We start from the raw sequence: 19,178 nt of genomic DNA, 5'->3' as shown, positions 1-19,178 counted from the left end.
AGCAGTCTCGCTTGCGTCTAAGGCAAGTTTCCCCGTAATAGATTGCCCTCAATTGCGATAATCTGGCTCGTCAACGTCGAGAATGGCCCGCACCTCGGCGAGGTGGTCGATCGCCAGCTGGCCGTATTCCGCCCATTGCTGCTGCGTCACCGTGGCAACATTGTCCGATACGACCCGCAAGGGCTGGCCCGACGCATAGGCGATCATCAGCGTCTCGCAGGCCCGCTCGAAATAGTACATCTCGTCCAGCGCGGCAGCGACGGTATCGGCCGCGACCAGCACACCGTGATTTCCCATTAGCAGGACGTTGCCACTCCCGAGGAGGCCTGCAAGGCGGTCACCTTCGTCGTCGGAGAGACCCATCCCGCCAAAACCTTCGTCGATGGCGAGCCGACCGAAGAAGCGCATGGTGTTCTGATCGATCGGGGGCATACGGCTGTCCTGAAGCGAGGCGAGCGCCGTCGCATAGCGCGGATGCAGATGCATGACGCAGCGAGCATGGGGGCAGCGTGCGTGGATCCGGCCGTGAATGTGCCAGGCGGTGGGGTCGGGCGCATCGGGCCGATCGAGCGTCGAGGCGTCCGCGGTATCGAACAAGATGAGGTCCGAAGCCCGTATCCGCGAAAAATGCCGCCCCCGCGGGTTCATCAGGAAGTACCGCCCGCTCGGTTCCACTGCGAGGCTGAAATGGTTGGCCACGGATTCGTGCATGCCGAGCCGCGCGAACCACCGGAAAGCAGCCGCAAGGTCTTGCCGCATGGTGTCTAGGGTGTCCTTGTCCGGCAGGTTTTCAGGCGCAATGGTCGGCTGGGCCTCTATGGCATTCACGCTCTGGTCCTCCATGCGTGGTCTTCGTTCGTGGCCTGAACGGCACGCAGCGGTGGCCGGCCACGGATGATGTCTGAAGCCTTTTCGGCGATCATGATCGTCGAGGCATTGGTATTGGCGCTGACGATGGCCGGCATGATGGATGCATCCACGACGCGCAGCCCTTCGAGCCCGCGCACGCGACATTCCGGATCGACGACGGCACCAGGATCATCCGCGGCGCCCATCCGGCAGGTGCCGACGGGGTGATAGCAGGTCTCCAGCGTCTGCCGAATCCAACGATCGATCTCTTCGTCCGTCCGCACGGCCGGCCCTGGAAAAAGCTCGGCACCGGCAAAGGGAGCGAGCGCAGGCCGGGAAAGCACATCTCGCAGGAGATGAACGCCAGCGCGCAGATCCGCGAGATCCTGGCGATCATTCAGATAGTTGAAGAGGATTTCTGGCGCCTGGTAAGGATCGCTGTTCACTACGCGCACATGCCCGCGGCTGCGCGGCCGCATCAGGTCGATATGGACCTGAAAGGCGTGCTCGGCCAGTACGTCAGTTCCCCCTGGCACGACCGCCAACGGCATGAAAGTGAACTGAATATCCGGTTGGTCCAGCTCGGGGCGGCTGGTGATGAAACCTCCCGCCTCGAAATGATTGGTCGCCGCCGGGCCGGAGCCTTTCAGCATCCACTCGACCCCGGCAAGCCAGCTGCGCGGCGCGCGGGTTACCGGATACAGTGAGACTGACTGCTTGCAGGCATGCTGGATGACAAGGTCCGGATGGTCGTTCAGGTTCTCCCCGACTTCGGAAAGAGCGTGGCGCACCTTGATGCCCGCGGCTTCGAGATACTTCTGCGGACCAATCCCTGACAGCTGAAGGATGTGCGGGGAGCCGATGGCCCCGCCAGACAGGATAACCTCGCATGCAGCAGCAAGATGCTCGCGTCCACCCTTGGCGTAACGGAGCCCCGTCGCGCGCTGCCCTTCGAGCTTGACGCCCAGGGCATGCGCTCCGGTGACCACGGTCAGGTTTGGTCGCTTGCGTGCAGGTTTCAGATAGGCATGCGCGGCGCTCCAGCGGCGGCCGCGCCAGGTGCTGCGCTCGACTGCGCCGAAGCCTTCCTGTTGGGTTCCGTTGAAATCACTCGTGTTCGGATACCCTGCCTCGATCCCGGCCGCAACGAAGGCCTTGGCAAGAGCCGAGGCGTCGACTTCGCCGCGTGTGATCCGGACTGGTCCGTCATTTCCTCGTAGGGCGTCGTCCGAGGCTGGCGCGGTTTCCGACCGACAGAAATAGGGAAGCACTTCCTCGTAGCTCCATCCGCGGGCGCCGAGCTGCGCCCAGCAGTCGAAATCGCGGGGATGGCCGCGCAACCAGACCATTCCGTTGATCGACGAGGAGCCACCGATTACCTTGCCGCGCGGATGGCCGAGCCGCCGGTTTTCCAGATGTGGCTCGGGCGCCGAAGTGAACGCCCAGCTGTAGCGGTTACCCCATACCACGCGCGACATGCCCGCAGGCATTCGCATCCAGATGGACCGGTCCTCTGGACCGGCCTCCAGCAGCAGGACCCGGCATGATGGGTCTTCCGACAGCCGTGCCGCTAAGACACATCCTGCTGACCCGGCGCCAGCGATCACATAGTCCCAGGACTTGTCGGCGCTTCCCGTCATTCCCGTATGGCCTTGTAGCAAAGCGTGTGGAAATGATGCACGAGGTTCTCGCTCTGGTGCGGACGGGCGGGGTCGATCAGGTATTTTCCCGATCCGAAGCCCAGCGAATGCAGGCCCTTCTGGTTGGTGATGTTCAGCTCGATATCCTCGGGGCCGAGCTGCTTGTTCATCCATTCGATCGCCGCCTTCGTCACCGGCGGCATCTCACGCCCCTTTGGCGTGTAGTAACCGAAGCGGAGTAGAGATTTCTCCGGGGTGAGCGGGATCATGATGAAGGTGCCGACCATGTCGGTGTAGGGGAACGAGTAGAAGGTCGTGTTGGGGAAGATCCCGACGTTGAAGAACCAATCCGTCTGCCAGGTCGAACCTTCGAGTGGCACGCCGTAAGCTTGCTTGGCGCCCTTGTTCGGCGGGCCGATATAGGTCCACCAGTGTCCGTAGGGCGTCAGCGTGTAGCCCTCGAAATTGATTAGCGCCGCCAGATCCTTGTGGACCGGTCCGGACAGGTCAAAATGGTAGCCCTCGATCGAGTTCTCCTGAATGACTTTCCAGTTCGCCTCGACGATAACATCCGTCTCGGAGGCCAGTACGAGGTTGTCGAGGTCGGGCAGGAAGCGGCGCATTTCTGCTTCGGCGCCGTTGGCGATTTCGGAAACCGGAGCGGCGTTCGGGTCGAGCGTGACAAAGACGAAGCTCGCGAAGATTTCCAGCCGGACAGGCCTCAGGCCCCATTCCTTCTTGTCGAAATCATCAAGATTCTCGGTGCGCGGCGCGGCGCGCAGGCTGCCATCCTGATTGTAGCACCACGAATGATACATGCAGCGGATCACACCGATCTTGTTGCCGCGCCGCTCCTCGATCAGCCGGTTGCCGCGATGACGGCAAGCATTGTGAAAGGCATTGATTTCGCCATCCTTGCCAGCCATCACGATGATGCTCTGCTCGAAGATGTGCTGCACAACGAAATCGCCGGGCTTGGCAAACTCACTGACATGGCCAACGACGTGCCAGCAGTTCATGAAGATCTTCGCCTTCTCTTCGTCGAATACGCCTTGATCGAAGAAGAACGGCGCCGGCATCGACGTGCACGTGCGCGGATCACTATAGTCCCAGGTCAATTGCGCTATTGTCATGCCTACCTCCTCCGTGCCGATGCGGCCCTCAGAAGGGACCGGCTACAGGAGGATGCTATGGTGGAGTGAATGGAAGAGTTTGACGATATCCGCCATACTCTGCGGGTCGTCGCTATTGCCAGTTGTCAAAAATCAACAATAATTTTAGTGCTTTACGACAACCACCCAGGCTTCGGAGCTCAAATCTCCAACGATTTGACGTAATCTGACACCCGGCGTCCGAAATCATCAGAGGCTTTTCGTGACCCTCGAAAATCCCAAGTCTCACCGCTTCGGTCTCGTGCTCGCACCGGGCTTCTCTCATCTGGCGATGGCGATGGCGATCGAGCCGCTGTTCATCGCCAACTGGATTGCCCGACGAAAGCTGTTCAGATGGAGCACTCTATCAACCGACGGGTTCGCGGTGACGGCGAGCAGTGGAATCCAGACCCCCGTCGACTATCCGCTCGGGACGACAGAGCATTTCGATGTAGTGCTTGTGCTGGCGAGCTTCGACGCCCGTTCTGCCACAACCGACAGCCGCCTGCTCAAATGGTTGCGCTGGGCCGAGCGTACGGGCGCTGAAGTCGGCGCGATCGAGACCGGCAGCGAGATACTGGCGGCGGCCGGCATGATGGAAGACCACACCGTGCCCGTCCATTGGTACAATATCGAAGGCATGCGGGAACGCTATCCCGGCATGAACGTGACTGACACGCTCTATAGCCTTTCAGCCCGGCGGCCCGTCTCGGCAGGCGCAAGCGCGACCCTCGACATGATGGCGGCGATCATTGGCCGCACGGCTGGGCAGGAGCTTGCCAACGAGGTTTCCCAACATCTGCTGCTGCAGAAACGACAGGGCAACTCCCGCCAGCAGACCCTCGATGTCAAGGATCCAAGTGCAGCGAAGCGTGACCCCGTCGCTCGCGCAAGCCAGATTATGGCGTCGACGATCGACGAGCCCAAGTCCTGTGCGAACATCGCTGCGATGGTCGGCGTTTCTGAACGACATCTCCAGCGCCTGTTTCAACAGCAGCTAGGCTCGGGCATGTCGCAAATCTATCATATGCTGCGGATGGAGCGGGCGCATCAGCTGGTCCAGCAGACAGACCTGACCATCACCGAGATTGCGGTGGCCTGTGGCTTCTCCTCGCTCGAAGTGTTCTCCCGCACCTACAGGAAAGCCTTTGAAGTCTCTCCCAGCCGGGATCGGCGACAATCCGTCGATAGCAGTGTCTTCCGGCGGACCAATTCAAAGAATTCTTCATCAACGTGATGGTCTCGCGGATGCGGGTGATAAATCCGGCTCTATCAGCCGCAGCACTTTTGACTTGGCTCCGCAAGCGCAGGCGTTCAAAAGGCCGCACATGCATTGAAGCAAGAGCGGCCCGACCTTCTGTGCCCAGTCGGCACTGCCTTATGTCTGTCGGAGACATTGGAAAGATCGCTCAGGGGGCCGGGGGCAAGAGAGGAGCATCAAGCGGGCGTGACTACCGCAACGCGCAAAGCGCCAAGGCAGTGTGCCCCGTCATTGTGAGTTGGCGGGGCTTTGTCATTATGCCTTGCGATGCGCGCACCAGTTCGCGGGCAAATGTTGCGGCCTGGCCATAGCGAGACCTGCCCGAAGTGCCTCTTCCAAGTCTGATGTTACGTATGCGGTCGCGGGACCCCCAGAAAAATGATTGACCCGAAAGCTGTCGCCTCTCTTGCTAATCAGAATTCCGACAAGCCTGAGCTGCTCTTGGACCTCGCGATATCTCATTGGCCGTGCTCTCCGCCATTGCCTGAATGCTTCTACAAATATAAGTCAGCACTAAAATGAGATGGTGGGCAAGAGTTAAGCTAATCAATCAGAGATCACAAAGGATGCGCCCGCGCTTTTGAGGGGGGCTCAAGCGCGGGCGCTGGGCTCATCAGCCAGCCCGGCGCGGGAATGGCGGCAGGGGGTTGAGCTTGAGCCGGACATTAGCCAGCCCTAACACGAGGTCAAGTAGGCACGCGGGCTCCGACCCGGTCAACTATCCGCGCGATGCCGTACACGGCCGCACACGCTGAGGTCTGCTTCAAGATAAACATTCAACTTCAAGTATATCTTGATATTGGAGATACGTGCATATAGTCTTGCCTTAATCATAAAGAGCGGGAGCAGAATGATCAGAATATTGTCTACTCATCGCACTGTAGCTAATTCTCCGGTTGAGTTCACCGCGAAAATCGCTTCCGCATATGTATGTAACAATTCGGTCGCGTTAAGAGATATTGGCGAATTAATAGGAATTGTCCATCGATCATTTATTGATGTGACGTCGCTAAAAGAGAAATCTTCAACCTCTCGATTTCTGCAACCAGCTGTGCCGATCAAAAACTCTGTGACGGGAGACTATATTATTTGCCTGGAAGATGGGCGTAAGTTTAAATCTATCAGAAATCACATCGAAAAAAACTACAAGCTTTCTCCGGAAGAATATCGGGCAAAGTGGAGGTTGCCGTCTGATTATCCTATGGTCGCACCCAATTATTCTGCGCTTCGCTCTCGGATTGCCAAGGAGTTAGGACTTGGCCGTAAAGCCGAGGCGCTACTGGAGCGCGCGAGAAATGCTGCTTCTAACATTTAGCACCAACAGCCGGCACCACCGGTCCGCCACTATGAAGGCTACGCCGATTTGTAGGTGAAAGGTAACCGGTGTTTATTTCCCCACGTTGCCCTGTCTTCGGGCGAAGACAGTTCACGGGTATGTAGCTGACAAAGAATTATTCACCTTCGGCAAAGAGCTTGTCCCATTGCGAACCTTCGGCCGGCCGGTCAGGCCAGTATTAGATGCTCTTCCAAGATTCTGCATCTTGAACGCGTGCGCGCCGTTCGCGGTCGGCGCATACTCATCGCTGGGTCGGTCGGGTACGCATTCATCGGCTCACGCGCCGGCGCCAGAGGACGATAGTAGGCATATTTTGGTTCGGCGGGGCGGTGACGGGCGGTAACCTGCTCAGCTTTCTGGCACTGCCCTTGGCGATAATTGCCGGTGTTGTAAGGCAGACTTGGCTCCCCTTGTCTTCGCTCAGTCTCGTCGGCTGCGCGCTGGTCGGCGTACCGTTGCATCGGCAGGCTCGTAGGCGCGAGCTATTGAACGCCAACAGAGCTATGGCGCCAGGGTGTGCGAACTTCCCGATTGCATTAACGCCGAGCCTTGCCGTCGCAGCGGCCCGCAACGGTGAGGATGAGGACTGGCAGGTCGGCCAGACCGGCAAGGTGGTCGCGCCCGACCTCTACATCGCCGGCGGCATGTCGGGTGCGATCCAGCACCTCGCCGGCATGAAGGATTCCAAGGTCATCGTCGCCATCAAAAAGGACGAAGAGGCCCCCATCTTCCAGGTGGCCGACGATGGCATCGTCGGCGGCCTGTTCACCCTCCTGCCCGAGCTCGAAAAGGCGCTTTGATTCTCCCAGCTTCGGTGGCGACTATTCAAGAATATCTGTCATCAAAATTCCTGAGGCCATATGCCGCATATAGGTCATTAGAAATGGCGGTTCCGCCGACATCCTCGCTATCCACACATACTATGTGCGCCCTGCACGTAGCGCGAAGCAAAGGAGAGACTTAAGTTCAACTCGATGTTAATACGATGATTGATCGAGGTCGCCAATGCTTGTCAGAGCCGCAATAGGCTGGGGATAGCGTCCAGTTCGGCATAGGATGGCAAGCTCGTATCCGTCGGGATGCCGGCGCGGACCACGATACGATCGCTATGGGGTCGCGACAGCAGCTCGGAACAGGAACGTCCCTCATACAATATAAAGTCTGCACTCCCGCCCGCGATCAGGCTGCCCGAATCCTTCAGTCCCATGATACTGGCTGGTGTCTTGGTTACCGCCAGCGGCCAATCACCAATAACGTGGTCGAGATGCATGATGCGGGTGCCCAGCCGATAGGTCTCGAGCATGTCAAGGTCGCCATAGGCATAGAACGGATCGCGCGTGTTGTCGGACGCCAGGGCGACCGGGATGCCACGCCTGCTCATCAGGCAACCTCACGATTGCGCTGAATCAGTTTAAGGGCTGATTGGGCGTTGGTCCCGCGCCACCGTGACGACCGCCAAGTATGCTCGCCCCTCGAGGGCCCAAATGAGACTTGCGGCGTTGCGGTGGCCGGGAGCTCCAGACGGGCTACAGGAAGATGCGCCACGGACAACTCGACCAAGATGCGTCCAGAGCGCCGATTGATGAGCACCCCGTGAGGGCTCCCGGCACCGGGCACCATACTCCAGTTCGCTGAGGTGCATCCATGACCATTTTCGTCGGGCTCGATTGGGGCGGTTCGAGCCACGCTATCTGTGTCGTCGACCCTGCCGGCAAGATCCTCGACCAATTTGCCGTTACCCATGATCGGGCAGGACTTGCCAATCTCGTTGCTCGCCTGCGCAGGCACGGCCTGCCCGGCGAGACGCCAGTCGCCATCGAGCGACCCAGTGGGCTTCTCGTCGATGTGCTGGTCGAGACCGGGTTCGTCGTCACGCCGGTTCATCCTAATGTCGTCAAAGCATGCCGACCCCGCTACCGCGCCGTGGCCGCCAAGAGCGACCCCGGCGACGCGTACATCCTTGCCGACATCCTGCGCACCGACGGCCACCGGCTGACGCCGCTCAGGCCACAGTCGGACGCCATAAAGGCCCTGCGGGCGCTGGTGCGCGGCCGCGACGATCTCGTCGCCAGCAAGGTTATGTTTACAAACCAGCTTCGCGCGCTGCTTGAGAGCTTCTGGCCTGGTCCCATCGGCTTGTTCGCCGACATTGCAAGCCCTATCGCTTTGGCTTTCATCCGGCGTTACCCAACGCCGGAAAGCGCCAGCCGCCTCGGTGACAAGCGCATAGCCGCCTTCCTCGCCCAGAACAAGTATTGCGGCCGGCGCAGCGTCGCCGATGTGCTCGGCCGGCTCCGGTCGGCTCCGCCCGGCGGCGCCGAAGAGGCCGAGGCCGACGCCAAGGGCGAACTCGTGAACGCCATCGCCAACATTCTCGAGAGCCTCGTCAGCCAGATCGCCAAGCTCTCCGGCCGTATCGAGCATGCCGTTGCTCAGCTGCCGGAGGGACGCATCGTCATGTCGTTTCCGCGTGCCGGAAAAATCTGCGCCGCCCAGATCACCGCCGAACTGGGCGATGTGCGCGCCCGCTTCCAAAGCGAGGATCACCTCGCCGCTGAGGCCGGCGTCGCCCCCGTCACCTATCAAAGCGGACGATCCCGCGGCGTCGGTTGGCGATGGGCCTGCAACAAACGGCTGCGTACTGCCATCACCTGCTTCGCTGACAACTCCCGGCATGCCAGCCCATGGGCTGCCAACGTCTATCGCAAGGCCCGTCAGCGTGGATGCAGACACCCTCATGCGGTACGAATACTCGCTCGCGCGTGGCTGCGTATCCTTTGGAGAGCATGGCAAAACGCCGTGCCCTACGACCCCCAAAAACATCCCGCCGCTCGCGCCATTCTCACCAGTGGTTGACACAGGAAGTCTCATTTCATGCACAAGCGTGACGCCGCGCCAGCGAGGTGTGGTGGCGTCGTGGCGACGATCCTGCAGGTAGAGATTGCACATCGGTAGAGAAACGACGGCAAGGCCGGCGGCCGCAACCGCGTCCAGCGTTTCATCGATCGATTGGTGCTCCTGCCGGGCAAGCGAGCAGCAATGGCCAACGAGAACCTTACCTTCGAAGCGCGTCCGCAGCGAGGTCTCGGCGATCCGCCGCAGCGCATTCGCCGTGGGATCGGCGGTTTCGTCAGCATGGAAATCAAGATCGAGCCCGTGCCGTTTTGCTGCGACGAACATGCGCTCCAGCAGTGGATCAATGTCCGGCACCATGAAGGCAACCGCCCCCAGCACGCCGCCGGCCGCGGCGACGCGGTACGCCATGGCTTCGAGCGCATCCTCGTCACGCGCGAAGTCGATGCCGACCAGGCATGCCGCCTGTAGGTCAATCCGCCCCCGCCACTCGGACCGTAACTCCGCGAAAACAGGCCATGAGATGGCATCCTGGTTCGGCTGCGAGTCGAGATGTGTGCGCAGGGCGACCGTGCCGTAGTGATGAGCACAACGGAGTGCAAAATCCATCCTGGCCCTGAGGTCGTCAGCTGTCCAATGGGCGATGCGATCGGCAATGGTCGAGGACATGGCACCAGCAAAGGAACCATCCGCGCCCGGCGTGCGAGGCGAGATGTGCCCTTTGTCGAGATGGGTGTGACAATCCACGAAGCCCGGCAGCACAAGGCGACCGCCGGCTTCGATACAGCGCGCGTCGCCGAACACGAGGCCGGCCTCCTTCGGCGTGACTGCTGACAGTTTTCCGTTCTCGACAAGCATGTCGACGGCGACCAGTTCAGCCTCCGCCGCAGCCTTCAAGTCGGTCGCACAAAGGGATGGGCTGACGCGCACATTGCGAAGTACGTAGCGACCGTCCTTCGAGGCGGTCGCTAGTTGATCGCGGGCCGATCCAATAGCGCTCCAATTCCTGGTCATAACTGCAAGTTCTCCGCTGTCCAGCGAGAGCCGCCCGGACGATGCGTTTCGTTTGGCAGTGCGCGGTCGCGGTGGATCCGTCGCTCGCTGCCGATGCCGCTAGGGAGTCAGGAATTGAAAAACAGTCCGCCGTTCACGTGCAGCGACTGGCCGTTGACGTAACCTGCATCGTCACGGCAAAGGAAAGCGGCCATGGCAGCGATGTCGTCCGGTTCCCCAAGTCGCTTTGCAGGTATCGACGAGGCACGATTGCCAATAAAGGCGCCAGGCTCGAGGCCGTCACGGGTCTCGACCTTCGTTCCAAGATCTCGCAGCATGTCGGTTAGAATGTTGCCTGGACAGATGGTGTTGACCGTTACCCCTTTGCAGGCGATCTCCGCAGCTGCGGATCTGGTAAGGCCGACTATTGCTGTCTTGCTCGCCACATACGCCATGTCACTCCCAAATGCCGTGGCGCTGACCAATGAACCTAGGTTGATGATACGTCCCCATCCTGAGGAGACCATTGCGCGGCCAAACACCTGCATGCAATGAATCGGGCCAAAGAGGTTGATCTCGAATGTTTTGCGCCAGACCCCCTCTGGGGCGTCGATAAGCTTTGTCTCGTTGTAGATTCCTGCGTTGTTGACCAGAATGTTCATCACGCCGCATGCAACCGATTTCTCGCGGAATGATCAGACCGGCACGAAGGGCATTTCGCGGCGCGTCGTCGGTCGGGCGTTGAGCCCGGAAATCCTGCCCGAGGATATCGGTCGCATCGCCATGGTGGAGAAGGTAGCCGAGGGCGTCCGCGCCGCGATGAAGGTGCCGGTATCGAAGATCCGGCCGACGTCCACTATGTGCAGACCAAAACGCCGCTCCTGACCATTGAATCGGTCCAGGCAGCCGAAGGTCGCGGGCACACGGTGGCTTGCGAAGTGCACGATTCCATGGGCGTTTCGAACGGCACCACAGGACTCGGCATCGCGGTCGCACTCGGTGAGATCAGTATGCCAAAGGCAGAGGAAATCTGCCGTAACCTCGACCTCTATTCCTCGGTTGCGTCCTGCTCGTCGGGCGTGGAACTCGATCAGGCACAAATCGTCCTTATGGGCAATCGCGATGGTGCCGGCGGCCGCTACCGGATCGGCCATGCCGTGATGAGGGACGCGCTCGATATCGACGGCATCTACGATGTAATCCGGAACGCTGGTCTGGAACTTCCCGAACGCCCGCGCCCGGAAGATCTCAACGGCCGCCTCGTCAACTGCTTCATGAAATGCGAAGCGGACAGGCGTGGCACGCTGCGCAATCGCCGCCAAATCATGCTGGACGATTCAGATGTCCATCATCACCACCATGCCAAGGCGGCTGTCGGCGGGGTCGCCGCAGCAGCGATCGGCGACCCCGCCGTGTTCGTCTCGGTCGATGCCATGCACCAGGGGCCGCACGGCGGTGGCCCGACCATCGCTATCGTCGACCTCGGAGAATAGCTCCAATGGCGTCCGACCCAATCCTCTCGGCAATGCCGGCTGTTGAATTGCGCCAGCTCATCGCTTCTCGCGAAGTGAGTTCGGTCGAGCTCGTGAGCTCATGCATCGCGCAGATCGAGCGCTTCAACCCTGTGCTGAACGCAATTGTCACGCTTGCAGACGAAGCGGCCCTGGACGCGGCCAAGCAGGCAGACAGCGCGCTGGCAAGGGGGGATCGGGTCGGGCCGCTACACGGGCTCCCCATCGTCATCAAGGACATCTCCGAAACCGCGGGCATCCGGACGACTTACGCTTCCCCGCTTTATCGCGAAAATGTTCCTGATGCCGACTGCGAGGCTGTAAGCCGTCTCAGAAAGGCCGGAGCCATTATCCTTGGAAAAACGAGCACGCCTGAATTCGCGGCCGGCGCCAACACCGTAAATTCGGTTTTTGGTGCTACACGCAATCCCTGGAACACGGAGTTGAGCCCGGCGGGATCTTCCGGGGGCTCCGCCGTCGCAGTGGCTTCCGGAATGGTGCCAATCGGTCACGGCACCGACTTCGGCTGCTCGCTGCGCATGCCGGCATCATTCTGCGGGGTTGTCGGGTTGCGCACGACACCTGGCCTGATCCCCAACGCACCAATGGTCGCGTCCTGGGACCCTGGCCAGGTCCATGGACCGCTCGCCAGAACAGCAGAAGATGCCGCGCTTATGCTGGACGGCATGACGGGATTCGACGGTACCTGGCCGATATCGATCCCTGCACCATGGGACAGCGCACTCGACGCTATGCGCCGCTCAGGCGGTCCTAAGGGCAAGAAATTTGCTTTTGCGCCCGATCTGGCTGGCATTGGTGTCGAGCCGGAGATCGACCGCCTCTGCCGCTCCGCTGCCGCTTTACTGTCCGAGGCAGGCGGATACGTCGAGGAGTGCGGATTCAGCGTGCCCGAAGCGATAGATATCTATCGGGTCCTCCGCGCGCAGTGGATGGTGGAGCAACAGCTAGACCGTCTTGACCAGATGGACCAGATGGACCAGATGGACCAGGTGGACCAGGTCGATCCCAATCTTGCCGGAAACGTCAAGCTAGGATTAGGGCAATCTGTTCTGGATCTCGCCCGGGCGCAACATGCGCGTGACGTCGCGCTGAAGCGTTTTCGCGAGCTGTTCAACGTTTATGATTTCCTGATCACACCGACCTCGCCTGTAGAACCGTTTCCGGTGACGCAGAACTTTCCGACCGAAATCGGTGGTCGGAAGCTGGCCAGCTATACGGATTGGATGGCGCCTTGCTTTCTCATCACATTGGTCAGCCTGGTCTCCGTTTCGGTTCCCGTGGGGCTCAGCCGCTCGGGCCTACCCGTCGGCCTGCAGATTGTCGGCCCACGGTTGAGCGAACCTGCAGTCCTTGCCATTGCGGCAGCCATCCAGGAGGCCGCGCCGATCGGAATCCCGCCGATGCTAGGTTAGGTCCTGGCACCAGAGTTGTGCGGGCACGGAGTGCCCGTTCCGGCCTCGGCCACCGCACCACATCGCTGATAGAATCCTGCCCACCCAGGGCGGACCGGCCCCGCTGCGCGGGATGGGCGCGGTGAGACATCCTGTGCTCCGATCAGTCGGCTACGCCTGCAGCTGATCGATGACATGAACCTGCACGGGATCCAGCCAGGATATGTCGCGCAACGACGCCGGGCGGTTGGTGATTTTTCTTGGGTCCGCCCGCCCTGTATAGCGGCAGTAGACGTCTATGCCAGTTCCAGGTCGGGCAGCAGGCTGATGGCGTTGACATTCAAACACGAAGGCGTGAGCCAAAATGGTGATGCTTTCCGTGATTTCGAGGCAGATGCCGTCGGAGTTTTCGCCCCTTTCGGGAATGGTCGCCTTCGACAAAATCGGCTTGCTGAACCGGCCATTTGCGAGCGACCGATTATTATCTTTTGGTCATCAAATGATTGAAATAATAAATTTGTCTAAATTAATCGCCCGTGCTCTCTTTCCGTCATAACAAGAATGCGGGAACAAGCTGTGCGCGATATTCCAACTGCATCCATAGCAGACCTCGTCTCTGGACAGCCCTTTGCACTCACCGGGGGAGCTGTCATTCAGGCGGACGGCTCGCAAGCGGTCAGCGACATCATAGTCGGGGCGGATGGGCGCTTTGTCGCAATCGGGCCGTCCCTGGACACCAGGTCCTGCAGCGCCTGCGTCGACATTACAGGCATGCTGGTTTCGTCAGGTTTCATCGATGTGCACCAGCACCTCGACAAGACCGGAGTGCTGCGCTTTACCCCCAATCCTTCCGGCACGCTCCAAGGCGCCCGCGAGGCATTCGCCAAATATGCCCGAACCGCCGGTCCCGATGACATCCATAAGCGGGCGATGCGCACCATCAGGCGGTGTCTTTCCCGCGGCACGACCGCCATTCGCAGCCACGTCAACATCGACAAGGATGCGGGCTTCCATGGCATCGAGACGCTCGCAGGTGTCCGCGACGAAGTAAGAGACGACATTGTTCTCCAACTCGTGGCCTTCATGACACCGCATCCCAGCCAGGACTTCGACTGGCTGACTGAGAAAATCGACGGTGCGGTGGCACTCGCCGATGCAGTGGGTGGCACACCTGCTGTCTCGGAAGACCCACCACGTTACCTCGACATGTTGTTTTCCGCCGCCGTGAAGGCGGGAAAACCGGTCGATCTGCATCTCGATGAACACCTCAAGGCCGATGTGCATCTGCTTGATGCAGCTCTCGAGCGGGTCGAGCGCTTCGGCATGCAGGGCCGCACCGTATTCAGCCACGTCTCCGTGCTGAGTGCCCTACCCCGCAAGGAATTCCAGCATGTCGCTGAACGTCTTCTGGCGCTTGATGTCGGCGTCGTCACATTGCCGGCGGCGAACCTCTACCTGCAAGGCCGCGACGCCGAGATGTTGCCGCCGCGCGGCCTGACGCGTGTAGCCGAGCTCTATCGTGCCGGCGTCACCATCGCCACAGCGTCGGACAACATCCAGGACCCCTTCGTGCCGACCGGTTCGGGCGACATGCTGGAGATCGCGCGCTGGACACTGCTCGCCGGCCATCTTCGGGGCGATGAACTCGCTGCCGCCCACCGCATGATCACGACAGCGCCTGCCCGCCTGATGGGCCTCGGCAAGGAGCACGGCCTCAAGGCTGGCGCCCGCGCAGACTTCGTCGTCACCGACTGCGTCGATACCGATACGCTGGTTGCTGGCGGGCCTGACCGGGCCTTCGTCTTCTCGAAGGGTCGTCTCGTCTCACAGAGCACGACCGGCACCGTTCGCTTGAAGGAGGACGCATAAGCCGAGCAGCAACTCCGGGGGATTGGACTTCAATCTAATGGGAGTATTGGATGAAGAGCACTGCATTTTCACGTCGTTCGCTGCTTGCCTCCACTCTCGGGTCAGCCTTTGCCGGCATGATCTGGCTTGGCCATGCCTATGCTGAAGATTTCAAGATGGGCCTCTTGGTGCCCGGCAGTATCGCGGAGGAAGGCTGGAACCGGATCGCCTATGACGCGCTGAAGCGAGTGGAAAAGGAGCTCGGCGCCAAGATCAGCTATGTCGAGATGGCCGAGAACCCAGCCGCCTTCGAAAAGGCGTTCCGCGACTATGCGAGCCAGGGCTATCAGGTCGTTCTGGGCCATGGCTTCCAGTTCCAGGACGCCGCCCTCACGACGGCTGAGGATTTCCCCGACACCGTTTTCCTCATCTCGTCGAGCAGCGTACATGAAGGGAAAGTCATCGGCCTCAATACCGATGCCAGCCAGCCCTTCTACCTCATGGGTGTGATCGCCGCGAAGATGGGTAAGGGCGCGGGCCTTATCGGTGGCATGGAAATTCCGCCCATCGCGCATGCCTTCGAGGGCTTTCGGAAAGGTGCCGAGAGCGTGAACCCGGACTTCCCCGTGTCCACGGTTTTCATCAACAGCTTCACCGATGCGAGCGCCGCCAAGGAAGCCGCAGTGAACATGATGGCCCAGGGCGCCGATTTCGTCGTTCCCAATGCGAACGACGCAGGACTGGGCGTCATCCACGCCGCGCAGGAATCAGGCACGCAGTCCGGCACCTTTAGCGTCTATAGCGACCACACCGAGGTCGCCCCCAAGAACATCGTCGGCACGTTCATCGCCGATTACGGTCAAGGCATCGTACGCATCGTCTCGGGCATTCGGGACGGCGCCGTGCCGCAAAGCAATGTCGATTTCGGCCTGAAGGATAAGGACGTCATCAAGTTCACCTTCAATGACGAAGCCGCCAGATCGATACCGCAAGACCTGCGCAATCACCTGGAAGAAGTGAGTGCGAAGATCGTTGCGGGCGAGATCCAGACACGCGCGAAATAAGCGCGGTCCCTGGGAAATTATCAAATGGGAGGAAGAGCAATGAGACTTTCACGCAGAACGTTCGTGGAAGGAGTGGCGGCGCTGACCATCGCCGTGTCCATTCCGGCGATGGCACAGGCCGAAGACTTCAAGATGGGCCTTCTCGTGCCCGGCAGCGTTTCGGAAGAGGGATGGAACCGGATCGGCTTCAATGCGCTGAAGGGCGTCGAAGAACAGCTCGGTGCCAAGATCAGCTATGTCGAGTTGCAACAGAATCCGGCCTCGTTCGAAAAGGCGTTCCGCGACTATGCCAGCCAGGGCTACAAGGTCATCCTCGGCCATGGCTTCGAATTCCAGGACGCCGCACTGGAAGTCGCGCTCGATTATCCCGACACCTATTTCCTGATCTCGTCGAGCAGCATTCACGAAGGCAATGTCATCGGCCTCAACACCGATACGAGCCAGCCCTTCTACCTCATGGGCGTCATCGCAGCTAAGATGGGCAAAAAGGCCGGCCTCGTCGGCGGCATGGAAATCCCGCCGATCCAGCAGGCCTTTGTCGGCTTCAAGAACGGCGCCAAGAGCGTCAATCCGGAATTCCCTATCAGCGAGGCCTATATCGGCAACTTCACCGATACGACCGCTGCCAAGGAAGCAGCCTTGAGCATGATTTCGCAGGGTGCGGATTTCGTCGTGCCGAATGCTTCGGGTGCAACCGTCGGCGGCTATCAGGCGATCTCGGAATCCGGGTCGGCTGTGCGCTCTTTTTCGATCTTCAGCGACTTTACCCAGGTCGCACCCAACAACATTCTCGGCCTCTACGTTGCCGATTACGCCCAGGGCGTGGTGGAAGTCGTGCGCTCGATAAAAGACGGCAGCCCGCCTAAGGAAAACATCATCTTTGGCCTGAAGGATCCGAAAGTCATCTCATTCACCTTCCGCGATGACGGCCCGGTCTCCGTGCCCGAAGATATCCGCGCCCAGGTGATGGCGATCAGCGCCAAAATCGCTGCCGGTGAGATCAAGACCGACGCCCAGTGACTGGCGAGCGCTGCGGCCGGCCCTTCGGCCGCAGCGCCTTGCTACGCCTCATACCAACATTCGGACCGGACCCATGGAACAGGTAAACCAGGGAGTGCGTGAGAACGTGTATCCTCAAGCAGCCCAAGCTTTCGGCCGAACGCTCAGGCAAGCCGTGATAAACGCCGTGACGCCGGCCGCAGCTGTCCTTGTCGCGCTTGCCTGCGGCGCGGCCCTTTTGTGGCTGAACGGCTTCAATGGGAGCGACGTGGTCACGGTGATGATCTTTGGCTCCTTTCAGGACATGCGCTCGGTTGGCGAAATCCTGCTGAAGGCGACGCCGCTGATCCTTATCGGCGCCGGCCTCTGCGTCGCCTTCCGCTGTTCGATCTGGAACATCGGCGCCGAGGGCCAGCTCTATGCTGGCGCGATTGCCGCCACGTTGGTCGGCACCAGTTTTGACGGGCTTTCCGTCTGGGTGCATGCGCCGCTTGTCATGCTGGCCGGCGCCTTGGCGGGTGCCGCTTGGGCAGGCGTTGCCGGCTATCTCAAAGTACGCTTCCAGGCGAGCGAGATCGTCACAACGATCATGCTCAACTACATCGCGCTGATCCTGACGAGCTATCTCGTCACCGGCCCTATGCGCGATGCAAGTGCTGCCTATCCTCAATCTGCCCGACTTATCCGCGAAGCCTGGACGCCACGCATCGTCTCCGACATGCGCCTCCATATCGGTATCATCGTCGCCGTCGTTTTGGCAGTCGCGCTCTACATCTTCTTGCAGCGCAGCAGCCGCGGCTTTGCACTCCGCGTCGTTGGTCTCAATCCATACGCAGCCCGCTATGCCGGTATGCAGGTCGCCCGCAACGTGATGATCGCAATGTGCATTTCCGGTGCAATGGCGGGGCTGGCCGGCGCCTTCGAAGTGGCGGGTGTCACGCACCGCCTCTACCAGAACATTTCGCCGGGCTACGGTTTCGAAGGCATCGCGGTCGCGCTGCTTGCCGGCAACAACCCCCTGGCGGCGATCGTTTCGGGCGGGCTCTTCGCGACTCTTCGCTCCGGCTCGGAGGTGCTGCAAATCACCTCGCAGGTGCCGCAGGTCCTCGTTCTGATCATACAGGGTATCGTCATTCTCTCGGTCGTCGCCTTCACCAGGCTGCGCGACATCCGCAGGATCGTGGCTTGAAGAATGGAAACTCCCGCAAGGCGACTGAGCCCTGAGGGAAAACAAAACTTTGGAGCATTTGCGCAATTCCCGGGCAGGACCACTTCGCGCACCTTGCCGGAATTGCTCTAGGCGACCTTCCTGAGGGGTATCTCCATGGACGACATGATGTTTCTCACCTTTCTCGCGACGCTTGCCGGCGCCGCCTGGAGGCTTGCGACGCCCCTGATCTTCGCCTCGATCGGCGAAATATTTTCCGAGCGAGCGGGCGTGCTCAATATCGGGCTGGAAGGCACCATGCTCGTCGGTGCCTTCTGCGGCTTCGCTGCAGCCTTCGCCACCGGCAGTATCCCGCTTGGCTTACTGGCCGGCATCGCGGGCGGCATGCTGTTCGGGGTAATCTTTGCCTTCTTTACGATCACCATCAAGGCGGACCAAATCGTTGTGGGTGCGGCGCTGAACCTGCTCGGCATGGGCCTCACAGCATTCCTGTTCCGTACCTATTACGTCTCGACCGGCAAGGGCATCGAGATCGCGCAGCCCGTGCAAATCCCCTTCCTGAGCGATATCCCCTTTCTTGGCGAAGCCTTCTTCCGGCAGAACCTCATCGTCTATTCGACGATCCTCGTCACGATCCTGGCCAGCCTTGTGCTCTTCCGCACGTCCTTCGGCCTGACGCTGCGCGCCGTCGGCGAACACCCCAAAGCCGTCGACGTCGCCGGTCGCAATGTTGCGAGCTACCGCTATGCCGCGGTGCTGGTCGGCACTGGGCTCGCTGGCCTCGGCGGGGCCTTCCTGACGCTCGGGCATTCCAATCAGTTCGTCGAGGGCATCACCTCCGGCCGCGGCTTCATCGCGCTCGCCGTGGTCGTCTTTGCACGCTGGTCGCCGATGGGAGCGTTCTTCGTCTCGCTGCTCTTCGGCCTGTTCTACGCGCTGCAGCTGATGCTCCAGGCGCAGGCATCCATCGTTGTGCCCTATCAGCTGCTGCAGGCGCTTCCCTACATCATGACGATCGTCACGCTCGTCGTGGTCCGTGGCAAAGGCGCTGCGCCCAGCAAACTCGGCCAGCCCTACGAGATGAGGTGACGGA

General features: G+C 60.5%; 17 protein-coding genes and 2 pseudogenes. 12 read left to right on the top strand and 7 right to left on the bottom strand.

From position 1 onward, the window contains the following. Positions 1-48: 48 nt before the first annotated feature. The 3 genes from PV773_RS17790 to PV773_RS17780 are packed head-to-tail and all read right to left on the bottom strand — an operon-like array spanning position 49 to position 3,622. Positions 49-843 (bottom strand): class II aldolase and adducin N-terminal domain-containing protein, encoded by a 795-nt coding sequence (locus PV773_RS17790; RefSeq protein WP_347967640.1) that lies wholly within the window; start codon positions 841-843, stop codon positions 49-51. Further along, positions 825-2,489, bottom strand: coding sequence for a choline dehydrogenase (locus PV773_RS17785; protein WP_347967639.1), 1,665 nt, complete (start codon positions 2,487-2,489; stop codon positions 825-827). Before PV773_RS17785 ends, PV773_RS17790 begins: the two co-directional genes overlap by 19 nt. Further along, positions 2,486-3,622: an aromatic ring-hydroxylating dioxygenase subunit alpha gene (locus PV773_RS17780; protein WP_347967638.1), complete on the bottom strand. Its 1,137-nt coding sequence runs from the start codon at positions 3,620-3,622 to the stop codon at positions 2,486-2,488. Before PV773_RS17780 ends, PV773_RS17785 begins: the two co-directional genes overlap by 4 nt. 241 nt (positions 3,623-3,863) lie before the next feature. Between PV773_RS17780 and PV773_RS17775 the strand changes: the two genes are divergently transcribed. The 3 genes from PV773_RS17775 to PV773_RS17765 all read left to right on the top strand — a co-directional run bounded on the left by PV773_RS17775 (position 3,864) and on the right by PV773_RS17765 (position 7,037). Beyond that, positions 3,864-4,877 carry a GlxA family transcriptional regulator gene (locus tag PV773_RS17775; protein ID WP_347967637.1) on the top strand — a complete coding sequence of 338 codons (1,014 nt, stop codon included), beginning with the start codon at positions 3,864-3,866 and terminating at the stop codon, positions 4,875-4,877. Between the two features lie 874 nt (positions 4,878-5,751). After that, complete coding sequence (locus tag PV773_RS17770) at positions 5,752-6,216, top strand: MucR family transcriptional regulator (RefSeq protein ID WP_347967636.1); 465 nt, start codon at positions 5,752-5,754, stop codon at positions 6,214-6,216. 524 nt (positions 6,217-6,740) lie between these two features. Next, positions 6,741-7,037: an FAD-binding protein gene (locus PV773_RS17765; protein ID WP_347967714.1), complete on the top strand. Its 297-nt coding sequence runs from the start codon at positions 6,741-6,743 to the stop codon at positions 7,035-7,037. 212 nt (positions 7,038-7,249) lie between these two features. On the opposite strand, the pseudogene PV773_RS17760 reads toward PV773_RS17765, so the two are convergent. Next, positions 7,250-7,609, bottom strand: a pseudogene (locus tag PV773_RS17760) (amidohydrolase family protein); the annotation flags it as partial. A 272-nt stretch (positions 7,610-7,881) separates the two neighbouring features. On the opposite strand from PV773_RS17760, the gene PV773_RS17755 reads away from it, so the two are divergent. Beyond that, positions 7,882-9,093, top strand: a complete 1,212-nt coding sequence (locus tag PV773_RS17755) for an IS110 family transposase (protein WP_347967635.1) — start codon at positions 7,882-7,884, stop codon at positions 9,091-9,093. Between the two features lie 69 nt (positions 9,094-9,162). Here the strand turns inward: PV773_RS17755 and PV773_RS17750 are convergent. Together PV773_RS17750 and PV773_RS17745 are read right to left on the bottom strand one after the other, a co-directional pair. After that, a pseudogene (locus PV773_RS17750) lies at positions 9,163-10,104 on the bottom strand (cytosine deaminase); the annotation flags it as partial. A gap of 107 nt (positions 10,105-10,211) precedes the next feature. Beyond that, positions 10,212-10,745, bottom strand: coding sequence for an SDR family oxidoreductase (locus PV773_RS17745; protein ID WP_347967634.1), 534 nt, complete (start codon positions 10,743-10,745; stop codon positions 10,212-10,214). On the opposite strand from PV773_RS17745, the gene PV773_RS17740 reads away from it, so the two are divergent. The 3 genes from PV773_RS17740 to PV773_RS17730 are packed head-to-tail and all read left to right on the top strand — an operon-like array spanning position 10,738 to position 13,027. After that, positions 10,738-10,968: a ring-opening amidohydrolase gene (locus PV773_RS17740; RefSeq protein ID WP_347967633.1), complete on the top strand. Its 231-nt coding sequence runs from the start codon at positions 10,738-10,740 to the stop codon at positions 10,966-10,968. The genes PV773_RS17745 and PV773_RS17740 overlap by 8 nt on opposite strands. Further along, a complete protein-coding gene (locus PV773_RS17735; protein ID WP_347967632.1) occupies positions 10,944-11,576 on the top strand; it encodes a ring-opening amidohydrolase in 633 nt (210 codons plus the stop codon). The genes PV773_RS17740 and PV773_RS17735 overlap by 25 nt, the downstream gene beginning before the upstream one ends. A gap of 5 nt (positions 11,577-11,581) precedes the next feature. Continuing rightward, the gene (locus PV773_RS17730) at positions 11,582-13,027 is read left to right on the top strand and encodes an amidase family protein (protein WP_347967631.1); all 1,446 of its coding nucleotides are present in this window, start codon (positions 11,582-11,584) and stop codon (positions 13,025-13,027) included. A 150-nt stretch (positions 13,028-13,177) separates the two neighbouring features. On the opposite strand, the gene PV773_RS17725 is transcribed toward PV773_RS17730, so the two are convergent. Further along, complete coding sequence (locus PV773_RS17725) at positions 13,178-13,447, bottom strand: hypothetical protein (RefSeq protein WP_347967630.1); 270 nt, start codon at positions 13,445-13,447, stop codon at positions 13,178-13,180. Positions 13,448-13,582: 135 nt separating this feature from the next. Here PV773_RS17725 and PV773_RS17720 point away from each other — a divergent pair, with 135 nt between their 5' ends. The 5 genes from PV773_RS17720 to PV773_RS17700 all read left to right on the top strand — a co-directional run bounded on the left by PV773_RS17720 (position 13,583) and on the right by PV773_RS17700 (position 19,174). Then, entirely contained in the window at positions 13,583-14,875 is a 1,293-nt protein-coding gene (locus tag PV773_RS17720; RefSeq protein WP_347967629.1) for an amidohydrolase family protein, read from the top strand. Positions 14,876-14,925: 50 nt separating this feature from the next. Then, a complete protein-coding gene (locus tag PV773_RS17715; RefSeq protein WP_347967628.1) occupies positions 14,926-15,918 on the top strand; it encodes a BMP family protein in 993 nt (330 codons plus the stop codon). A gap of 108 nt (positions 15,919-16,026) precedes the next feature. Next, on the top strand, positions 16,027-16,938 hold the full coding sequence (locus tag PV773_RS17710; RefSeq protein ID WP_347967713.1) for a BMP family protein: 912 nt from the start codon (positions 16,027-16,029) through the stop codon (positions 16,936-16,938). A 166-nt stretch (positions 16,939-17,104) separates the two neighbouring features. Next, entirely contained in the window at positions 17,105-18,106 is a 1,002-nt protein-coding gene (locus PV773_RS17705; protein WP_347967627.1) for an ABC transporter permease, read from the top strand. Positions 18,107-18,241: 135 nt separating this feature from the next. Next, positions 18,242-19,174 carry an ABC transporter permease gene (locus tag PV773_RS17700; RefSeq protein ID WP_310322964.1) on the top strand — a complete coding sequence of 311 codons (933 nt, stop codon included), beginning with the start codon at positions 18,242-18,244 and terminating at the stop codon, positions 19,172-19,174. Positions 19,175-19,178 lie beyond the last annotated feature (4 nt).

The organism is Mesorhizobium sp. CC13, assembly GCF_039907765.1.
GTDB lineage: Bacteria > Pseudomonadota > Alphaproteobacteria > Rhizobiales > Rhizobiaceae > Aminobacter.
The sequence above is the reverse complement of the archived record's forward strand: the minus strand, read 5'-3'. Positions and strand labels throughout refer to the sequence as shown.

Excerpts from the sequence above, each read along its gene's own strand:
- PV773_RS17730 (WP_347967631.1), top strand. The coding sequence starts at position 11,582 with ATGGCGTCCGACCCAATCCTCTCGGCAATGCCGGCTGTTGAATTGCGC.
- PV773_RS17715 (WP_347967628.1), top strand. The coding sequence starts at position 14,926 with ATGAAGAGCACTGCATTTTCACGTCGTTCGCTGCTTGCCTCCACTCTC.
- PV773_RS17770 (WP_347967636.1), top strand. The coding sequence starts at position 5,752 with ATGATCAGAATATTGTCTACTCATCGCACTGTAGCTAATTCTCCGGTT.
- PV773_RS17745 (WP_347967634.1), bottom strand. The coding sequence starts at position 10,745 with ATGAACATTCTGGTCAACAACGCAGGAATCTACAACGAGACAAAGCTT.
- PV773_RS17740 (WP_347967633.1), top strand. The coding sequence starts at position 10,738 with ATGTTCATCACGCCGCATGCAACCGATTTCTCGCGGAATGATCAGACC.
- PV773_RS17755 (WP_347967635.1), top strand. The coding sequence starts at position 7,882 with ATGACCATTTTCGTCGGGCTCGATTGGGGCGGTTCGAGCCACGCTATC.
- PV773_RS17780 (WP_347967638.1), bottom strand. The coding sequence starts at position 3,622 with ATGACAATAGCGCAATTGACCTGGGACTATAGTGATCCGCGCACGTGC.
- PV773_RS17700 (WP_310322964.1), top strand. The coding sequence starts at position 18,242 with ATGGACGACATGATGTTTCTCACCTTTCTCGCGACGCTTGCCGGCGCC.
- PV773_RS17790 (WP_347967640.1), bottom strand. The coding sequence starts at position 843 with ATGGAGGACCAGAGCGTGAATGCCATAGAGGCCCAGCCGACCATTGCG.
- PV773_RS17785 (WP_347967639.1), bottom strand. The coding sequence starts at position 2,489 with ATGACGGGAAGCGCCGACAAGTCCTGGGACTATGTGATCGCTGGCGCC.
- PV773_RS17710 (WP_347967713.1), top strand. The coding sequence starts at position 16,027 with ATGGCACAGGCCGAAGACTTCAAGATGGGCCTTCTCGTGCCCGGCAGC.
- PV773_RS17765 (WP_347967714.1), top strand. The coding sequence starts at position 6,741 with ATGGCGCCAGGGTGTGCGAACTTCCCGATTGCATTAACGCCGAGCCTT.